The sequence below is a fragment of the Thioclava sp. F28-4 genome, assembly GCF_002020045.1.
In the GTDB taxonomy this organism is placed as follows: Bacteria; Pseudomonadota; Alphaproteobacteria; order Rhodobacterales; family Rhodobacteraceae; genus Thioclava; species Thioclava sediminum.
This window is the reverse complement of the sequence record NZ_MPZQ01000004.1, coordinates 93433-109447: the sequence shown is the minus strand read 5'-3', so window position 1 is coordinate 109447 and position 16015 is coordinate 93433. Positions and strand designations below refer to the sequence as shown.

At 65.6% G+C, this 16015-nt stretch carries 16 protein-coding genes; 11 read left to right on the top strand and 5 right to left on the bottom strand.

What is annotated here, in order from left to right:
• The first annotated feature begins 132 nt into the window (after positions 1-132).
• The 7 genes from BMI87_RS10560 (at position 133) to BMI87_RS10530 (ending at position 5743) form a co-directional block, all read left to right on the top strand.
• Complete coding sequence (locus tag BMI87_RS10560) at positions 133-801, top strand: amino acid ABC transporter permease (protein WP_078521258.1); 669 nt, start codon at positions 133-135, stop codon at positions 799-801.
• 1 nt (position 802) lies between these two features.
• Positions 803-1459 carry an amino acid ABC transporter permease gene (locus BMI87_RS10555; RefSeq protein WP_078521256.1) on the top strand — a complete coding sequence of 219 codons (657 nt, stop codon included), beginning with the start codon at positions 803-805 and terminating at the stop codon, positions 1457-1459.
• 35 nt (positions 1460-1494) lie between these two features.
• Positions 1495-2322, top strand: a complete 828-nt coding sequence (locus BMI87_RS10550) for a transporter substrate-binding domain-containing protein (protein WP_078521254.1) — start codon at positions 1495-1497, stop codon at positions 2320-2322.
• An 88-nt stretch (positions 2323-2410) separates the two neighbouring features.
• On the top strand, positions 2411-3124 hold the full coding sequence (locus tag BMI87_RS10545) for an amino acid ABC transporter ATP-binding protein (protein ID WP_371326882.1): 714 nt from the start codon (positions 2411-2413) through the stop codon (positions 3122-3124).
• Entirely contained in the window at positions 3121-4071 is a 951-nt protein-coding gene (locus tag BMI87_RS10540) for an NAD(P)-dependent oxidoreductase (protein WP_078521250.1), read from the top strand. The genes BMI87_RS10545 and BMI87_RS10540 overlap by 4 nt, the downstream gene beginning before the upstream one ends.
• A gap of 12 nt (positions 4072-4083) precedes the next feature.
• Positions 4084-5022: a sugar kinase gene (locus BMI87_RS10535; RefSeq protein ID WP_146681578.1), complete on the top strand. Its 939-nt coding sequence runs from the start codon at positions 4084-4086 to the stop codon at positions 5020-5022.
• Positions 5012-5743, top strand: coding sequence for a hypothetical protein (locus BMI87_RS10530; protein WP_078521248.1), 732 nt, complete (start codon positions 5012-5014; stop codon positions 5741-5743). The genes BMI87_RS10535 and BMI87_RS10530 overlap by 11 nt, the downstream gene beginning before the upstream one ends.
• A 114-nt stretch (positions 5744-5857) precedes the next feature.
• On the opposite strand, the gene tkt is transcribed toward BMI87_RS10530, so the two are convergent.
• Positions 5858-7864, bottom strand: a complete 2007-nt coding sequence (gene tkt / locus BMI87_RS10525; protein WP_078521247.1) for a transketolase — start codon at positions 7862-7864, stop codon at positions 5858-5860.
• Between the two features lie 134 nt (positions 7865-7998).
• Between tkt and BMI87_RS10520 the strand changes: the two genes are divergently transcribed.
• The 4 genes from BMI87_RS10520 to fba all read left to right on the top strand — a co-directional run bounded on the left by BMI87_RS10520 (position 7999) and on the right by fba (position 11310).
• A complete protein-coding gene (locus BMI87_RS10520) occupies positions 7999-8784 on the top strand; it encodes a triose-phosphate isomerase (RefSeq protein ID WP_078521244.1) in 786 nt (261 codons plus the stop codon).
• On the top strand, positions 8781-9245 hold the full coding sequence (locus BMI87_RS10515; RefSeq protein WP_078521242.1) for an RpiB/LacA/LacB family sugar-phosphate isomerase: 465 nt from the start codon (positions 8781-8783) through the stop codon (positions 9243-9245). Before BMI87_RS10520 ends, BMI87_RS10515 begins: the two co-directional genes overlap by 4 nt.
• A 61-nt stretch (positions 9246-9306) precedes the next feature.
• Entirely contained in the window at positions 9307-10275 is a 969-nt protein-coding gene (locus BMI87_RS10510; RefSeq protein WP_078521240.1) for a class 1 fructose-bisphosphatase, read from the top strand.
• Between the two features lie 3 nt (positions 10276-10278).
• Positions 10279-11310 carry a class II fructose-bisphosphate aldolase gene (gene fba, locus BMI87_RS10505; protein WP_078521238.1) on the top strand — a complete coding sequence of 344 codons (1032 nt, stop codon included), beginning with the start codon at positions 10279-10281 and terminating at the stop codon, positions 11308-11310.
• Positions 11311-11471: 161 nt separating this feature from the next.
• Here the strand turns inward: fba and BMI87_RS10500 are convergent, their stop codons facing one another.
• The 4 genes from BMI87_RS10500 to BMI87_RS10485 form a co-directional block, all read right to left on the bottom strand.
• Complete coding sequence (locus tag BMI87_RS10500) at positions 11472-12422, bottom strand: D-ribose ABC transporter substrate-binding protein (protein WP_078521236.1); 951 nt, start codon at positions 12420-12422, stop codon at positions 11472-11474.
• 92 nt (positions 12423-12514) lie between these two features.
• The gene (locus BMI87_RS10495; protein ID WP_078521234.1) at positions 12515-13549 is read right to left on the bottom strand and encodes an ABC transporter permease; all 1035 of its coding nucleotides are present in this window, start codon (positions 13547-13549) and stop codon (positions 12515-12517) included.
• Between the two features lie 11 nt (positions 13550-13560).
• Positions 13561-15111 carry a sugar ABC transporter ATP-binding protein gene (locus BMI87_RS10490; RefSeq protein ID WP_078521231.1) on the bottom strand — a complete coding sequence of 517 codons (1551 nt, stop codon included), beginning with the start codon at positions 15109-15111 and terminating at the stop codon, positions 13561-13563.
• Positions 15108-15749, bottom strand: a complete 642-nt coding sequence (locus tag BMI87_RS10485; protein ID WP_078521229.1) for a DUF2291 family protein — start codon at positions 15747-15749, stop codon at positions 15108-15110. Before BMI87_RS10485 ends, BMI87_RS10490 begins: the two co-directional genes overlap by 4 nt.
• Positions 15750-16015 lie beyond the last annotated feature (266 nt).

The following is a 16015-nucleotide window of genomic DNA, read 5'->3' as shown; positions in this document are numbered from 1 at the left end:
CCAACAAAGAGCATCACGCATCCGTGATTTGCGACTCAGGATTTAGATCGTTCTAATTGGATCGATCTAAAAATGCATATGTCCGATCGTTGAGGAGCGGAGGGGCATGTGGTTACACGCAGGGGAGGCGACGTGTATCACTTCAATTTCACGCCCGTATTCGAGAATTTCGACCTGCTGCTCTATGGCGCATGGTTGACCATCCGCCTGTCTTTCGCGGCGATGATCCTGGGGTTGATCGTGTCGGTTCTGGGGGCTGCCGCGCGCACGTCGCATTCCAAGGTGCTGCACGCGATCGTTGGTGCCTATGTCGAGATCATCCGCAACACGCCTTTCCTCGTGCAGATCTTCTTTCTGTATTTCGGGCTGCCCGCGATCGGGATCTCGCTCGATCCCAATGTCGCGGCGCTGATCGCGCTGGTGATCAATGTCGGCGCCTACGGGACCGAGATTACCCGCGCCGGGATCGAATCCGTGCCCAATGGCCAGATCGAGGCCGGGCGCGCGCTGGGTCTCGGGCCGATCCAGATTTTCCGCTACGTGATCCTGAAACCGGCCCTGCGCAACGTCTATCCGGCGATGACGAGCCAGTTCATCTACCTGATGCTGACCTCGTCGGTCGTCTCGACGATCTCGGCGAACGATCTGGCCTCCATCGGCGCGGATCTGAACGCCAAGACCTTCGCCAGCTTCGAGATCTACCTTGTCGTGACCGGCATCTACCTTGTCCTTTCGCTGCTGTTCTCGGGGCTCTTCAAGCTCATCCAGAACGCCGTATTCAACTATCCTGCGAGCCGCTGACATGATCCGCCAATTCGGACCTTCCGACATCCTGTTCATCATCGAGGCCGTACGCTGGACGCTTCTGCTGTCGGCCATCGCGTTCATCGGCGGCGCAATCGGCGGGCTCTTCGTGGCACTGGCGCGCAGTTCCGGCTCGAAAGCGCTGCGCCGGATCAGCGCCGGGTTCATCCGCATCTTCCAGGGCACGCCGCTCCTGATGCAGCTGTTCCTGTTCTATTTCGGCCTGACCGTGCTGAACCTGCCGATCAACCCGCTGCTGGCGGCGGCGATCGCGCTGACTTTCCATGCCAGCGCCTATCTGGGCGAGATCTGGCGCGGCTCCATCGAGGCGGTGCCATCGGGGCAGACCGAGGCTGCAACCGCGCTGTCGCTGAGCTATCGCGACCGGATGCAGCATGTGGTTCTGCCGCAGGCGGCGCGGATCGCCGTGGCCCCGACCGTCGGCTTCCTCGTGCAGCTGATCAAGGGCACCTCGCTGACCTCGATCATCGGCTTCACCGAGCTGACCCGCGCCGGTCAGATCGTCAACAACGCGACCTTCGACCCGTTCGTCGTCTTCGGGCTGGTGGCCGCGATCTACTTCATCATCTGCTGGCCGCTGTCGCTGTATGCGCGCCGGTTGGAAGGGCGGATGCGCCTCGCATTCACCCGCTAATTTTTCACCCGCTTCAGGTTTAGGAGGAGTAATCCATGAAGTTTCTCAAGACAGTTGCAACGGCGACCCTGACGGTCGGCGCATTGATGGCAGGCCAGGCGCAGGCCACCACGCTCGATCAGGTCGAGAAGGCCGGTGTGCTCAAGGTCGGCATGCTCGTCGATTTCCCGCCCTTCGGTCTGATGGGCACCACCGGCAAGCCCGAGGGCTATGACGCCGATACCGCCAAGGCGCTCGCCGATTACCTCGGCACCAAGATCGAGATCGTGCCGGTGACCGGCCCGAACCGCATCCCCTACCTGCTCTCGGGGCAGGTCGATGTGCTGGTCGCCTCGCTGGGCATCACGCCCGAGCGCGCCAAGCGGGTCGATTTCTCGCGCCCCTATGCCGGGATCGAGATCATGGTCTACGGCAAGAAGGACGAGAAGGTCTCCAAGCCGGCTGATCTGTCGGGCGAGTCGGTCGGCGTCGTGCGCGCCTCGACGCAGGATGCGGGCGTGACCAAGGTCGCCCCCGACGATGCCACGATCCGCCGTTTCGACGACGACGCGGGCGCGGTGCAAGCGCTGCTTTCGGGTCAGGTGCCGCTGATCGGCGTGTCGAACGTCGTGGCAGCACAGATCGAGAAGGCCGCGCCGGGTCGCTTCGACGAGAAGTTCCCGCTCTCGAGCCAGGTTCAGGGCATCGCGGTCGAGCCGGGCGCAGACAAGCTTCTGGCGAAAATCAACGCGTTCGTCGGCTCCGCGATGAAAGACGGGACGATGGACAAGATTTCCGAGCAGTGGCTCGCGACGGACATCCCCGATTTCGTCCGCAACGGCTCGGCCGAGGAAGCCGCGACGCCGAAATCGGCTACGAACTGATCTCATCCCACATCCGGCGCAGCCCCGCGCTGCGCCGGATCACCCTACAAGGCATCCCATGACACAAGCACAGCAGCCCGCCGTCGAGATGCGCGGCGTCACCAAGTTCTTCGGCGCGTTTCAGGCGCTGAAGTCGATCGATCTGACGGTCGAACAAGGCGAGCGGATCGTGGTCTGCGGTCCGTCCGGCTCCGGCAAATCGACCCTGATCCGCACGCTCAACCAGCTCGAAGAGATTCAGGAGGGCAAGATCACCGTCGACGGGATCGAATTGACGGCTGGCGGCGAGAACGTCGCCAAGGTGCGTCGCGATGTCGGGATGGTCTTCCAGCAATTCAACCTGTTCCCGCACCTGACTGTTCTGCAGAACTGCACGCTCGCGCCGCTCAAGACGGGACGTGCGGACAAGGCCACGGCAGAGGCGACCGCGCGCAAATATCTGGAGCGCGTGAAGATCCCCGAACAGGCCGACAAGTTTCCCGCCCAGCTCTCCGGCGGCCAGCAGCAGCGTGTCGCGATTGCGCGGGCGCTCTGCATGGAGCCGCGGATCATGCTGTTCGACGAGCCGACCTCGGCGCTTGATCCCGAGATGGTCAAGGAAGTGCTCGACACGATGATCGATCTGGCCCGCGAAGGCATGACGATGCTCTGCGTGACTCACGAAATGGATTTCGCCCGCGCCGTTGCCGACCGGGTGATCTTCATGGAGCAGGGCGCGATCATCGAAGAAGGGCCGCCGGCGGAGTTCTTCGGCAATCCGAAATCCGAGCGGCTGCGCAACTTCCTGGGGCAGATCTCATGAAGGACGAGGCCAAAGCGAACCCGTCGATCCTCGCGCTGATCGAGTTGAAGCCCGCCGACATGATGGAAGCGTTCTGCGCCGAGCATCCGGTCACCCGCGATGCCGAGGCCCGCGACGGCATCGAGGTCGTGCTGACCAGCGGCGCGCGCGGCCTCTCGGGCGAGGAGATTGCCGAATTCCCCGACCTGCGCCTGATCGCGGTCAATGGCGTTGGAACCGATGCGGTCGATCTGGATGCGGCGACCGCGCGCGGCATCCATGTGACGACCACGCCCGACGTGCTGTCGGAGGCAGTGGCCGAACTGGCGCTGGGTCTTGCGATTTCGGTGCGGCGCCGGATCGGCGAGGGCGAGCGGTTGTTGCGCTCCGGCGGTTGGTCGAACGGACAGAAACCGAGGCTGGGTCAGGCGCTCACCGGTTGCCGCGCGGGTATCCTCGGCTATGGCCGGATCGGGCGGGCGCTGGCGGATATGCTCCGCGCTCTGGGGGGCGATGTGATCTACCACGCGCGCAAGCCCCATGATGACGCCCCCGAGGCATGGCGCCCCGACACCCGGACGCTGGCCGCCGAAAGCGATGTCCTGTTCGTCACGCTCTCGGCCACGCCCGAGACGCGGTATATTGTCGATGCGCCGGTGCTGGAGGCGCTGGGCTCCGAGGGCACTCTGGTCAATGTCGCGCGCGGCTCGGTCGTCGATAGCGCGGCGCTGGCTGCGGCCTTGCATGGCGGCACGCTGGGGTCTGCCGCGCTCGATGTGTTCGAGGTTGAACCTGTCGCGCCCGATGGGGCGGAGGACGGTCTGCTGCGCGCGCCCAATACGCTTTTCACGCCGCACATCGCTTCGGCCACGAACGAGGCGCGGCGCGCGATGGCGCAGCTGGTGATCGCCAATATCGACGCCTATCTGGCCGGAAGCCCGCTTCCGAGCCCGGTAACGCCTGCCTGACCGGAGCCTTACATGCTGGACTTTCTCTGCATCGGCGAGCCTCTCGCCGAATTCACCAACGATCCCGCAACGCCCGATCTGTTCCATCGTCGCCTCGGCGGCGACACGCTCAACGCGGCGATCTATCTCGCGCGGCTGCGGCCTGATCTGCGGGTCGGCTATCTCTCGCGGCTGGGCGAAGACGGGATGAGCCGCTGGATGCGCGACACGATTGCGCAGGAGGGTGTCGAGATCGAGGCGATCGGGGCCGAGGCCAATGGCAGCCCGGGGCTGAGCTTCATCGCCACCGATGCCACGGGTGAGCGCAGCTTCACCTATTGGCGCGATCAGGCGCCGGCGCGCCGGATGTTCGGCGCGGAAGGGACTGAGGTCGCGGCGCTCGGTCAGGCGCGTGTCCTGCTGTTCTCCGGTATCACGTTGGCGATCCTTCCCGAGGAGGCGCGCGCGCGGCTGCTGGCGGAGCTCAATGCGCTGCGCCAGCGTGGCGTCACCGTCGCCTATGACACGAATTACCGCCCGCGGCTCTGGCGCGACCGGGCCGAGGCGGCGGAGTGGACGGAGCGCGCCTTGGCGGCGACGAGCCTCGCGCTGCCCTCGCTCGACGATCTCGCCGCGCTTTGGAACGAGACCGACCCCGAGGCGGTCATGGCGCGCTGCGAGACACATGCGCCCGGCGCCATCGTGCTGACGACGGGGGGCGGTGCGGTGCTGGCGCGCGACGCATCGGGTACGGCGCTACGGGTTGCGCTGCCCGCGCCGGTTCCGGCCGTCGACACCACCGCCGCAGGCGACAGTTTCGATGCCGCGCTTCTCTCGGCCCTGCAACGCGGCATGCCGTTGGAGGCGGCAATTCTCGATGGCGCACGGCTCGCGAGCTGCGTCGTCCGTTATCCCGGCGCGATTATCCCGCGCGAAGCTATGAAAGAAGAGGTTGCACATCATGCAGCGTGACCAGATCGCAAGCGCAGCCGAAGCTCTGGCCGCCGCGAATGACGGCGAGACGCTCGACGCGCTGAACCCGCTCCCGGAAAGCCCGGCGGAGGCCTATGCGGTGCAGGCCGAGAGCCTGCGCCATCTCGGGCCGGTGGGCGGCTGGAAACACGCGCTGCTGGGGGGGCGCGATCTGTCTTGCGCGCCCGTTTTGGGCCGAGCGATTCACCCGTCGGGGACGACCCTCGCCGTCGCACCCCATGCCCGGCTCGAGCTAGAGATCGCGGTGCGGCTGCGCGCCGATATTTCACCCAGGGCCAAGCCCGCCGAGATTCTGGATGCGATCGGCAGCGTTCATGTCGCCTTCGAGGTGCTGCAGTCGCGCTTCCCCGCGCTCGAAAACCAGCCGCCGCTGGCGCAGATGGCGGACCGGTTCTCGAATCAGGCTATCGTTCTGGGCGACGAGGTCCCGGATTGGCAGAGCCGCGATCTGACGCGCCTGCCGCTTGCGATCGGCACGCCGTCCGATCCGCCCACGATGGCTGCGGGCATGTCGCTCTCCGAGATCGTGTGCTTCCTCAGCTTCCTCGCCGAGCGAGCCGCCGTCATCGGGCCGGGGCTGCGGGCGGAGCATTGCATCGTCACCGGCGCGCGCATCGGCCCGCAACCTCTGCCCGCGGGCGCGGAGGTGCGTGGCGGGCTAGAGGGCTGTCAGGTTTCGATGACCACGCGGGCGCTCTGAAAGCTCATGCACGCTGCGGCTGGTCGACGGCAAAAAAGCAAGCCGCGAAGGATCGAGCGTCGCCTCGACGTCTGAGGAAAAAGCGCGGGCCTGTCGCTCAGGCCCGCGCGATCTTTAGCCCGCGATCAGCGTCTTGGCGCGCTCGACGATCGCATCTTTGGTGATGCCGAACTCGGCATAGAGCCGTTCTGCCGGGGCGGACGCACCAAAGCCCGGCATGCCGATCACATCCGCTTCGCGCGCGACGTAGCGGGTCCAGCCGAAGGCCGACGCGGCCTCGACCGCGATCCTCGGCGCGGTGCCGAGAACTTCGGCGCGGTAGTCCTCGGACTGCGCGTCGAACAACTCCCAACATGGCATCGAGACCACAGCGACATTGACGCCGTCCGCATGCAGTGCCTCTGCGGCTTCGACGGCCAGCGACACCTCGGTCCCCGTCGCGAGAAGCGTTACATCGCGGCCCTCCCCGAAGGAGCGGATCACATAGGCGCCGCGCGCGGTCAGGTTCTCATCCCCCGCGCCCCGCAGTTGCGGCACCCCTTGCCGCGACAGTGCCAGCAGCGACGGCGTGCCCGTCGACCGGATCGCGAGGTCCCATGCCTCCAGGGTCTCCACCGCATCTGCGGGGCGGAACACGTTGAGGTTGGGGATCGCGCGCAGGGATGCCAGATGTTCGACCGGTTGGTGGGTGGGGCCGTCCTCGCCCAGTCCGATGGAATCGTGGGTCATCACATAGGTGACGCCAAGCCCCATCAAGGCCGAGAGGCGAATGGCGTTGCGCGCGTAATCCGAGAACACGAGGAACGTGCCGCCATAGGGTTTGAAGCCGCCATGCAGGGCGAGACCGTTCATCGCCGCCGCCATGCCGAATTCGCGCACACCGTAGCCGATGTAGCGGCCCGGTTTGGCGGCGGTGTACGACGAGTCGACGGCGGCGACGCGCGTCAGGTTGGAGCCGGTGAGATCGGCGCTGCCGCCGATCATTGCAGGCACCGCCTTGGCAAGATGCTCCAGCGCGATCTGCGAGGCTTTGCGGGTTGCGACCGATTGCGGTTTCTCGAACAGCTCGGCGCGCGCAGCCTCGACGGCGGCGGCGTAGCCTTCGGGCAGCTTGCCAGCGACGCGGGCGGTGAATTCGGCAGCCTTGCCGGAGGCGGCGAGGGCGTCTTCCCATTCCGCGCGGGCCTGCGTGCCACGGGCCCCGATGGCGGCCCAGGCTGCGGCGAGGTTCTCGGGAATTTCAAAGGGCGCAGCCTCCCAGCCGAGCGCCTGCTTGGCCAGCGCGCCTTCCTCATCCCCGAGCGGTGCACCATGCGCCTTCGCGGTGCCCGCCCGGTTCGGCGAGCCGAAGCCGATCACCGTCTTCATCGCGATCAAGCTGGGGCGCGCGGTCTCGGCCTTCGCCGCTTCCATCGCCTCGTCGAGCGCCTTGGCGTCATGCCCGTCGCAGCGGATCACATGCCAGCCGCAGGCCGCAAGCCGCGCCGGGACATCTTCCGAGAAGGACACCGAGGTCGGCCCGTCGATGGTGATGTCGTTGTCGTCGTAAAGCAGGTTGAGCTTGCCCAGCCCGAGATGCCCCGCAAGCGAGATCGCCTCTTGTCCGATCCCTTCCTGCAGGCACCCGTCGCCCAGCATCACCCATGTGCGGTGATCGACGAGGCCGGGGAACTCGGCGGCCAGCGCGCGCTCGGCCAGTGCCATGCCGACGGCGGTCGCCAAACCCTGTCCCAGCGGGCCGGTCGTCGTCTCGACGCCCTTCGCATGGCCCCATTCCGGATGGCCGGCCGTGATCGCCCCCCACTGCCGGAAATTGCGAATCTGGTCGCGCGTCATGTCTTCGTAGCCGGTCAGATGCAGCAACCCGTAAAGCAGCATCGAGGCATGGCCGTTGGACAGAACGAAACGGTCGCGATCGGGCCAGTCGGGGGCCGAGGCGTCGAATTTCAGATGGTTGCGAAACAGCACGGTGGCCGCGTCGGCCATGCCCATCGGCGCACCGGGATGGCCGGAATTGGCGGCATTCACCGCGTCGATGGCCAACGCCCGCAGGCAATTGGCGAGGGCGAAGTTTTCAGGGTCGATAGCGGCTTTGGCCGCGACTTGAGCGTGATCGAGCATGGGATCCTCCTATGGCGCGAACGCTAGCAGCGGTCACAGGTTCTAACAATTAAAAATCACAAAGTAACAAAAATAATGTTGAAACTAACGTGGCGCATGTTATTTAACCTCAACACGACGGAGGAGTGTTCGACATGCCCGAGGTTTGGATCGGCACCAGCTGGAAGATGAACAAAACCCTGTCCGAGGCGCTGGCCTGGGCGGATGGCCTCGCGGCTGCGACCCTGTCGCCGCGTATCCAGAGCTTCGTCATTCCGCCCTTCACCGCGACCCGGCAGGTCAAGGCCGCGCTGGCGGAGACGCCCGCGCTGGTCGGTGCGCAGAACATGCATTGGGCCGATGCCGGCGCCTGGACGGGCGAAGTGTCCGCGCCGATGCTGGTGGATTGCGGTCTCGACATTGTGGAGCTCGGCCATTCCGAACGCCGCGCCCATTTCGGCGAGACCGACGAGACGGTCGGCCTCAAGACCGAGGCTGCGGTGCGCCATGGCCTGATCCCGCTCATCTGTATCGGCGAGACGCTCGAGGATCGCGAAGAGGGGCGGGCCGCAGAAGTGCTGGCCACGCAGGTGCGCGGCGCGCTGTCGAAACTGTCGGACGAACAGAAACAGGCCGAGATCTGGCTGGCCTACGAGCCGGTCTGGGCCATCGGCGAAAACGGTATCCCCGCCACGGCCGATTACGCCGATGCCCGCCAGGCCGAGATCATCGCGGTCGCGCAGGAGGTGACGGGCCGCCGCGTGCCCTGCCTCTACGGCGGCTCGGTCAATCCCGACAACTGCGCAGAGCTGATCTCCTGCCCGCATATCGACGGGCTGTTCATCGGTCGCTCCGCTTGGAACGTGGCCGGATATCTCGACCTTCTCGCGCGCTGCAACGCCGCGCTGGACGCACAAGTCAAAACGGAGGAACTGTCATGAAAATCGCAGTGGCCGGCGACAGCGCCGGCGAACCGCTCGCCAAGATCCTGGCCGAATATCTTAGCCAGAACCCGGATTACGAGGTGACTGAAGCTTCGCGCACCGAGGCCGGGCCGGATGAATTCTACGCCAACCTCGCGGATCGCGTCGCATCGGGCGTGAAAGCCGGAACCTATGACCGGGCGATCCTGTGCTGCGGCACCGGGATCGGCGTCTGCCTCTCGGCCAACAAGGTGCCGGGTATCCGCGCCGCGCAAACCCACGACACTTACTCGGCGGGCAAGGCGGCGACCTCGAACAACGCGCATATCATCACGATGGGCGCGCGGGTCGTGGGGGCGGAGCTCGCGAAAGACATCGCCGATGCCTTCCTGTCCTCGTCCTTCGACCCCGAGGGGAAATCGGCGGGCAACGTTCAGGCCATTGACGCGGTCGACGCCAAGTATCACACGACGGCCTGAGCGAACTCCCGAGGGTCGGGCGGTTCGCCGCCCGGTCCCAACTCACTGACGGAATTCCCACATGCTGACCTTGCCGAACGACCGTCCCTCGCAGGCGGCGTACCTGCGTGACTGCCTGCCTGCTGGCGGGCTTGGAGAGATTATCGCCGCGCTGGCCGCCGCCTTGCCCCCGATCGAGCAGCGGCTCGCGGCGGGTCGGTTGCCCGGCGATCCGGCCGCGCCCTGCGGTCAGAATGAAAGCGGCGATGTGCAGAAGGCGCTCGATGTCGGTGCGCATGACCACATCCTTGCGGCGCTCGCGGGGCTGGGCGTGCGGCACATGCTGTCGGAAGAGGCCGAAGAGGTCGAGTTGCTCGACCCGGAGGGCCAGTTCGATCTCGCGATTGATCCGATCGATGGGTCGGGCTCCATCGGTATCGGCGCGCCGCTCGGGATGCTGTTCGCGATCTATCCGACCGGTCCCGCCGATTTCCGGCGTCCGGGCTCGGAGGCAATCGCGGCTGGCTACGCCTCCTTCGGACATTCGCTGGATTTCGGGTTCACGGCCGGGCAGGGGGTGCAGATCGCGACCTACGATGGCAGCGATTTCCGCATGACGGCGCAGAATGTCCGGCTGTCGGCCAAGGCATCGACCATCGCGTACAACGCCTCGAACGAGCGTCACTGGAGCCCGGGGCTGCAACGCTGGGCCGCCGAGTTGCGCGCCGGTGCGGATGGTCCGCGCGGGCGTGATTTCAACATGCGCTGGCTGGCGGCGGCGGTCGGTGAGCTGCACCGCATCCTGCTGAAAGGCGGCGCGTTCCTCTATCCGGCGGACCGGCGCGAGGGCTATCGCGAAGGGCGGCTGCGGCTGGCCTATGAGGCGGTGCCGATCGCCTGCCTGATCGAAGCGGCGGGCGGGCACGCCACCGATGGCACCACGCGCATTCTCGATCTCGTGCCGGAGGCGCCGCACCAGAACGTGCCGCTCGTGTTCGGCGCAGCGGAAGAGGTCGACATCATCAAGACATATCTTTCGGAGGAGACCTGACCTATGGCCCGCATCACCCTGCGCCAGTTGCTCGATCACGCGGCGGAGAACGGCTATGCCGTGCCCGCCTTCAACATCTCGAACATGGAGATGGGGCTCGCGATCATGACCGCCGCGCGCGAGGCCGATGCGCCGGTAATCCTTGCCGCCTCGCGGGGCGCGCGGGCCTATGCCGGGGATCGCTTGCTGGCGCGGCTCATCGACGGGCTGGTCGAGACCTTCCCCGAAGTCCCGGTCTGTATGCATCTCGATCACGGCAGCGATCTGGCAACCTGCGCCACCGCGATCCAGCACGGCTTCACCTCGGTGATGATGGACGGCTCTCTGCTGGCCGATGGCAAGACCCCCGCCGACTATGCCTATAATCGCGATATCACCGCGCGCGTGGTCGAGATGGCGCATGCCTGCGGCGTCTCGGTCGAAGGCGAACTGGGGGTGCTCGGCTCGCTCGAGACCGGCATGGGCGATCAGGAAGACGGCCACGGTGCGACCGAGAAGCTCTCGGAAGAGCAGTTGCTGACCGACCCCGAAGAAGCCGAACGCTTCGTGCGCGAAACCGGCGTCGATGCGTTGGCTGTGGCGATGGGCACCAGCCACGGCGCCTACAAGTTCACCCGCCAGCCCGATGGCGACATTCTCGCGATGAATGTCATCGAAGAGATCAACCGCCGCCTGCCCAATACCCATCTGGTCATGCATGGCTCGTCCTCCGTCCCCGAGGATCTGCGGCAGATGATCAACAGCTATGGCGGCGATATGCGCCCGACTTGGGGCGTGCCGGTCGAGGAAATCCAGCGCGGCATCCGCTCGGGCGTGCGCAAGGTGAATATCGACACCGACAACCGCATGGCGATGACGGCAGGCGTGCGCAAAGTCCTGTCCGAGACGCCCGGCGAATTCGATCCGCGGAAATATCTGACCGAGGGCAAGGCGCTGATGCAGCAGCTTTGCAAGGCGCGGTTCGAAGCGTTTGGCACCGCCGGTCACGCCTCGCGGATCACGCCGCTGCCGCTGGAGGCGATGGCGGCGCGCTAAGCGCGTCACCCTCTGCAGAACACAGAAAAAGGGCGCCCGCGCGGGCGCCCTTTCTTCGTTGCGAGGTCGCGTTCTACGTGACGCCCCCGAAATCCCCACGCGCCTGTCAAAACGAAAAAGGGGACCGCGCGGCCCCCTTTCCAGTGTCCCGTTGCGCCGGATCAGGAGGATTGATCCAGGGTGAACGGGCCGGTGTAGGCGTCGACATTGCTCGAGTCGATCAGCATGCAGTCGAAGAGTTGCTTCTCTTCCGAGACTTCCAGCTCGCCGGTCTGGATGAAGTGATCGGCCTGACGCACGGCTTGCTCGGCGAAGATCGCGACCGGCTGCAGGACCGTGTAGGTCATCTCGCCTGCCTTGACTGCGTCGACCGCATCGGGCGAGCCGTCGAAGCCGCCGACGACCATGCCGTCGAGCTTGCCTGCCTCCTTGAGCGCGGCGATCGCACCGAGCGCCATTTCGTCGTTGCCCGAGATCACGCCGGTGATGTCCGGGTTGGCCTGCAGCATCGACTGCATTTTGGAATAGCCCTGCGTACGGTCCCAATTGGCCACTTCCTGCGCTTTCTTGTCGAGGTTGGGATACTGGCTCAGCACCGTCTCGAAACCGTTCGAGCGGGTCTGCGCGTTGTTGTCCGACGGGGCGCCGAACAGCTCGACATAGGAGCCTTTCTCGCCCATTGCCTCGACCCATTTCATCGCGCCGAGTGCCGCGCCTTGCGCGTTGTTCGACACCAGCTGTGCCTTGGCCAGACCCGACTGGTTGATCTCGGCGTTGACGATGAAGACCGGGATACCGGCTTCGACCGCTTTCTTCACGGCGCCGACCGAACCGTCTGCGTTCGCCGGGTCGAGGATGATCGCCTTGGCCTTGTTGGTGATCGCGGTGTCGACGAGGTTGCTCTCGGTGTTGGTGTCACCCTTGTGAGCGGAGACGTTGGCGTCATAGCCAAGCTCTTCGGCGGTGGCCTTGGCGACCTCGCCCTCGGTGTACCAGTAGGGGTTCGAGGGATCGTTGACGATGATCGAGATCAGACCGTCAGCCATCGCGGCCTGTGCCATCAACGGCATCATTGCGACGGTCGCGAGAATGGTGCGCCTGGTGAATTTCATGTTGGGTTTCCTCCCGTTGGGTTGTTGTAGATGCCGGATAGGTCCGGCGGGTATTCGGGCGCGGAACCTCCCTGTCCCGCGTCCTCGAAGTCTCAGCGCCGTGCGCGGCCGTATTGCAGGCTGTTGAGCAGCACGGCGAGCACGATCACGGCGCCCGTGAAGACGGTCTGCCAGTAGGCAGAGACGCCGATGATGACGAGCCCGTCGCTCAGGAAGCCGATGACGAACGCGCCCAGCATCGTGCCGCGCACGTTGCCGCGCCCGCCGGTCAGGGCGGCCCCGCCGATCACGACGGCCGCGATAGCGGTCAGTTCGTAGGTGGTGCCTGCGGTGGGGCCTGCCGAGGTCAACTGCGACGACAGCACGAGGCCCGCGATGGCGGCACAGATGCCCGACAGCACGTAGACCGAGATTTTTACGCTGCGGGTCGGCACGCCGGAGAGTTCCGCTGCGCGCTCATTACCGCCCGAGGCGTAGAGCCAGCGACCGAAGGCGGTGCGCGCCAGCACGAGGCCCACCGTCAGCGCGACCAGCGCCAGCACGATCACCCCGATCGGCACCCCCGCTATGCGGTTGAAGCCGAGCCAGTCGAAGCCGGTATTTCCCAGAGCTTCCGCGCCGCCAAGGTTGTTGTAGGTCAGACCGTTGGTCATCAGCAGCGCGACGCCGCGCGCCACATAGAGCATCCCCAGCGTGGCCACGAAGGCGGGCACGTTGAAGAACGCGATGAGTACGCCGTTGATCAGGCCCACGAAGGCGCCCAGACAAATCGTCAGCACCACCACGGCCCAGACCGGCGGGTAGAGCACGACACCGGCGGCCGGTATCTCGACCCCCTGCATCAGGTAGCCCGCGACGACCCCGGCGAGGCCCAGCGTCGAGCCCACGGACAGGTCGATGCCGCCGTTCAGGATCACCAGAAGCATACCGATCGCCAGCAGCCCGAAGATCGCGACATGCGACGACATGATCAGGAAGTTGCCGATGCTGAAATAAACCGGCGACAGGATCGAGAAGACGGCGATGATCGCGACGAGGGCGAAGAAAGCGCGGCCCTCCAGAAGGATCTTGCCGATGTTCAGGCCCATGCCGCCCGATCCGGGCTTGGAATTCGTAACGTCCGCCATGTTGGCCTCCCTTAGTGGTGCACGGCTTCGCCAGAGGCGGCCATGATCTGTTCTTTGGTTGCGGTGTGATCGAACTCGGCCGCGATCCGGCCCCTGTTCATCACGATGATCCGGTGGGCGATGCTCAGGCATTCGCCGACTTCCGAGGTCGAGTAGAGCACCGCCAGCCCGCGCTCCTGCGCGGTGCGCGCGAGCAGCTTGAAGACTTCGGCCTTGGCGCCGATATCGATGCCGCGCGACGGTTCGTCGAGGAGGATCACCTCGGGCCGGGTGGCGAGCATCTTGCCGATGACCACCTTTTGCTGGTTGCCGCCCGAGAGCGAACCGATCATCGCGCCGCCGCCATCGGTTTTCACCGTCACTTCGCGGATCGAGTCGTCGATCACCTTGCGCTCGTCCTTGCGGCTGGTGAACAGCCCGCGCGTGAAGGCACCGATTGAGGACAGCGACAAGTTCTGGCCCACGGTCATCGTCTGCACGAGCCCGTCGCGCTGCCGATCCTCGGGGACGAGCACCAGCCCGGCCTCGATGCGCTCGGCGATCGACATATGCGAGATGTCGCGCCCGTGTAGCTTCACCGCGCCGCTTTTCGCGCGCAAACGCCCGGCGGCGCATTCCATCATTTCGGTGCGCCCGGCGCCCATCAGCCCGTAGATGCAGACGATCTCGCCGGCGCGCACGCTCAGGCTCATGTGATCGACCACCAGCCCGTGACCCGACGGGTCGGGAACGCAGAGATCTTCGACGATCAGCGAGGGTTCACCCATCTTGCTGTCGGGGGGCGTGCCGAGGTCGAACCCTTCGCCGACCATGTTGCGCACGATCCATTCGAGGTCGATCTCGTCGCGCGGCGCATAGGCGGTCATTTCGCCATCGCGCAGAACCACCGCGTGATCGGTCACTTCCAGCGCCTCTTCGAGGTGGTGCGAGATATAGACGATGCTGACGCCCTTCGCAGTGAGGTCGTTGATCACTTTGAACAGCACTTCCACTTCCGAGGCCGACAGCGCCGAGGTCGGCTCGTCCATGATCAGGATGCGGCTTTTCGCCTGAAGGGCGCGGGCGATCTCGACGATCTGCTGCTGCCCGAGACGCAGTTCCTCCACCGGGGTGAGGGGATCGATCTCTTCTTCCAGCTCTTCCATCAAGGCGCGGGTGACCCGCTCTTCCTCGGCGAAATCGACGCCGCGGCGGGTGCGGATTTCGCGCCCCATGAAGATGTTGTCACGCACGTTCAGGTTCGGCGCGAGCGCGAGCTCTTGGTGGATGATCGAGATGCCCTGCGCCAGCGCGTCATTCGCGCCGTTGAAGGTGACCGGTTCGCCGTCGAGCAGAATCTGCCCCGAGGTCGGCGTCACGATCCCGGCGAGGATCTTCATCAGTGTCGATTTGCCCGCGCCGTTCTCGCCGAACAGCGTCGTCACCTGACCGCGATGGATGTCGAAATTCACGCCCTTGAGCGCCTTCACCGCACCGTAATGCTTGGCGACATGGCGGGCCGACATGACGACCTCGCCGGTCCCTCGCGGGGCGTCGGGACGAATGCTTTGCTGCACGGTCATTGGACTTTCACCTCGACCGGGGTGATCAGCCACATTTTCGGATTGATCAGCTTGAAGGCGCCGGTGACGGTCACCGTCTTGCCGGTCAGGTTGCCGGTATCGATCCCGTCGAGCACCTCGGCCTTCATCGCGCGGTTAATGCCCGCGCCGGCGTCCTGGTATTCGATCTGGTTCTTGAAGGCGCCGAAGGAGATGTCGCCGGGGGCGTCGCGCAGGTCGGTGCCGTTGATCGCGGGGCCGGTCTGGACGCGGATGCGCACTTTGTCGAGCCCGTCGACATTGATATCGTAAATGCCCGATTTGCCTTCGCCGACCGTTCCGGTCACGCGCACGGGCAGCACAGGCATCGCGCCACCGGTGCCGTATTTCTTGGCGGCTGCGGATTTGTCCTCGGCCAGTGCGGCGGCGAGCGTCTTGGCGTCGACGGCGCGCTTGGCCACATCGTCGCGGATGCGGGGGAATTCCTTGGCGCCATAGGCATCGGGGGAGAACCCGTCGACGCGGGTGTCCTGCTCGGAGCCGATGGTGACGACGGTGGTGTCGAGCCCGATCGCGACGAGGGTGCACAGCGCCACGGCGCCGACAATGACGCCCCGCCGGCCGATACGCGGTTTCATGGAAATATCGGTGGCATTCATGGCCTGTCGCTCCTCCCCTCGGGCCCCGGCGGGGCCTGTTGATCCTGTGTCGGGAGATGTTGACCCGGGCGCCAAACGACACCGGCTCGCTCGATCCCGGCGCGCTTGAGACCAGCACCTCTCGCACGCCGCGCGGGCGGCGTCGTCAGGGTGCGTGTCGCGGCTGAGATCTCGCGCGGCCTATCCAAAGTGCAGACCGCCATCCTCCCGTTTCGCAAGACGAATCGTGCCGATGCCCGTTCCGCCTGCCACTCGCCGAATCCACT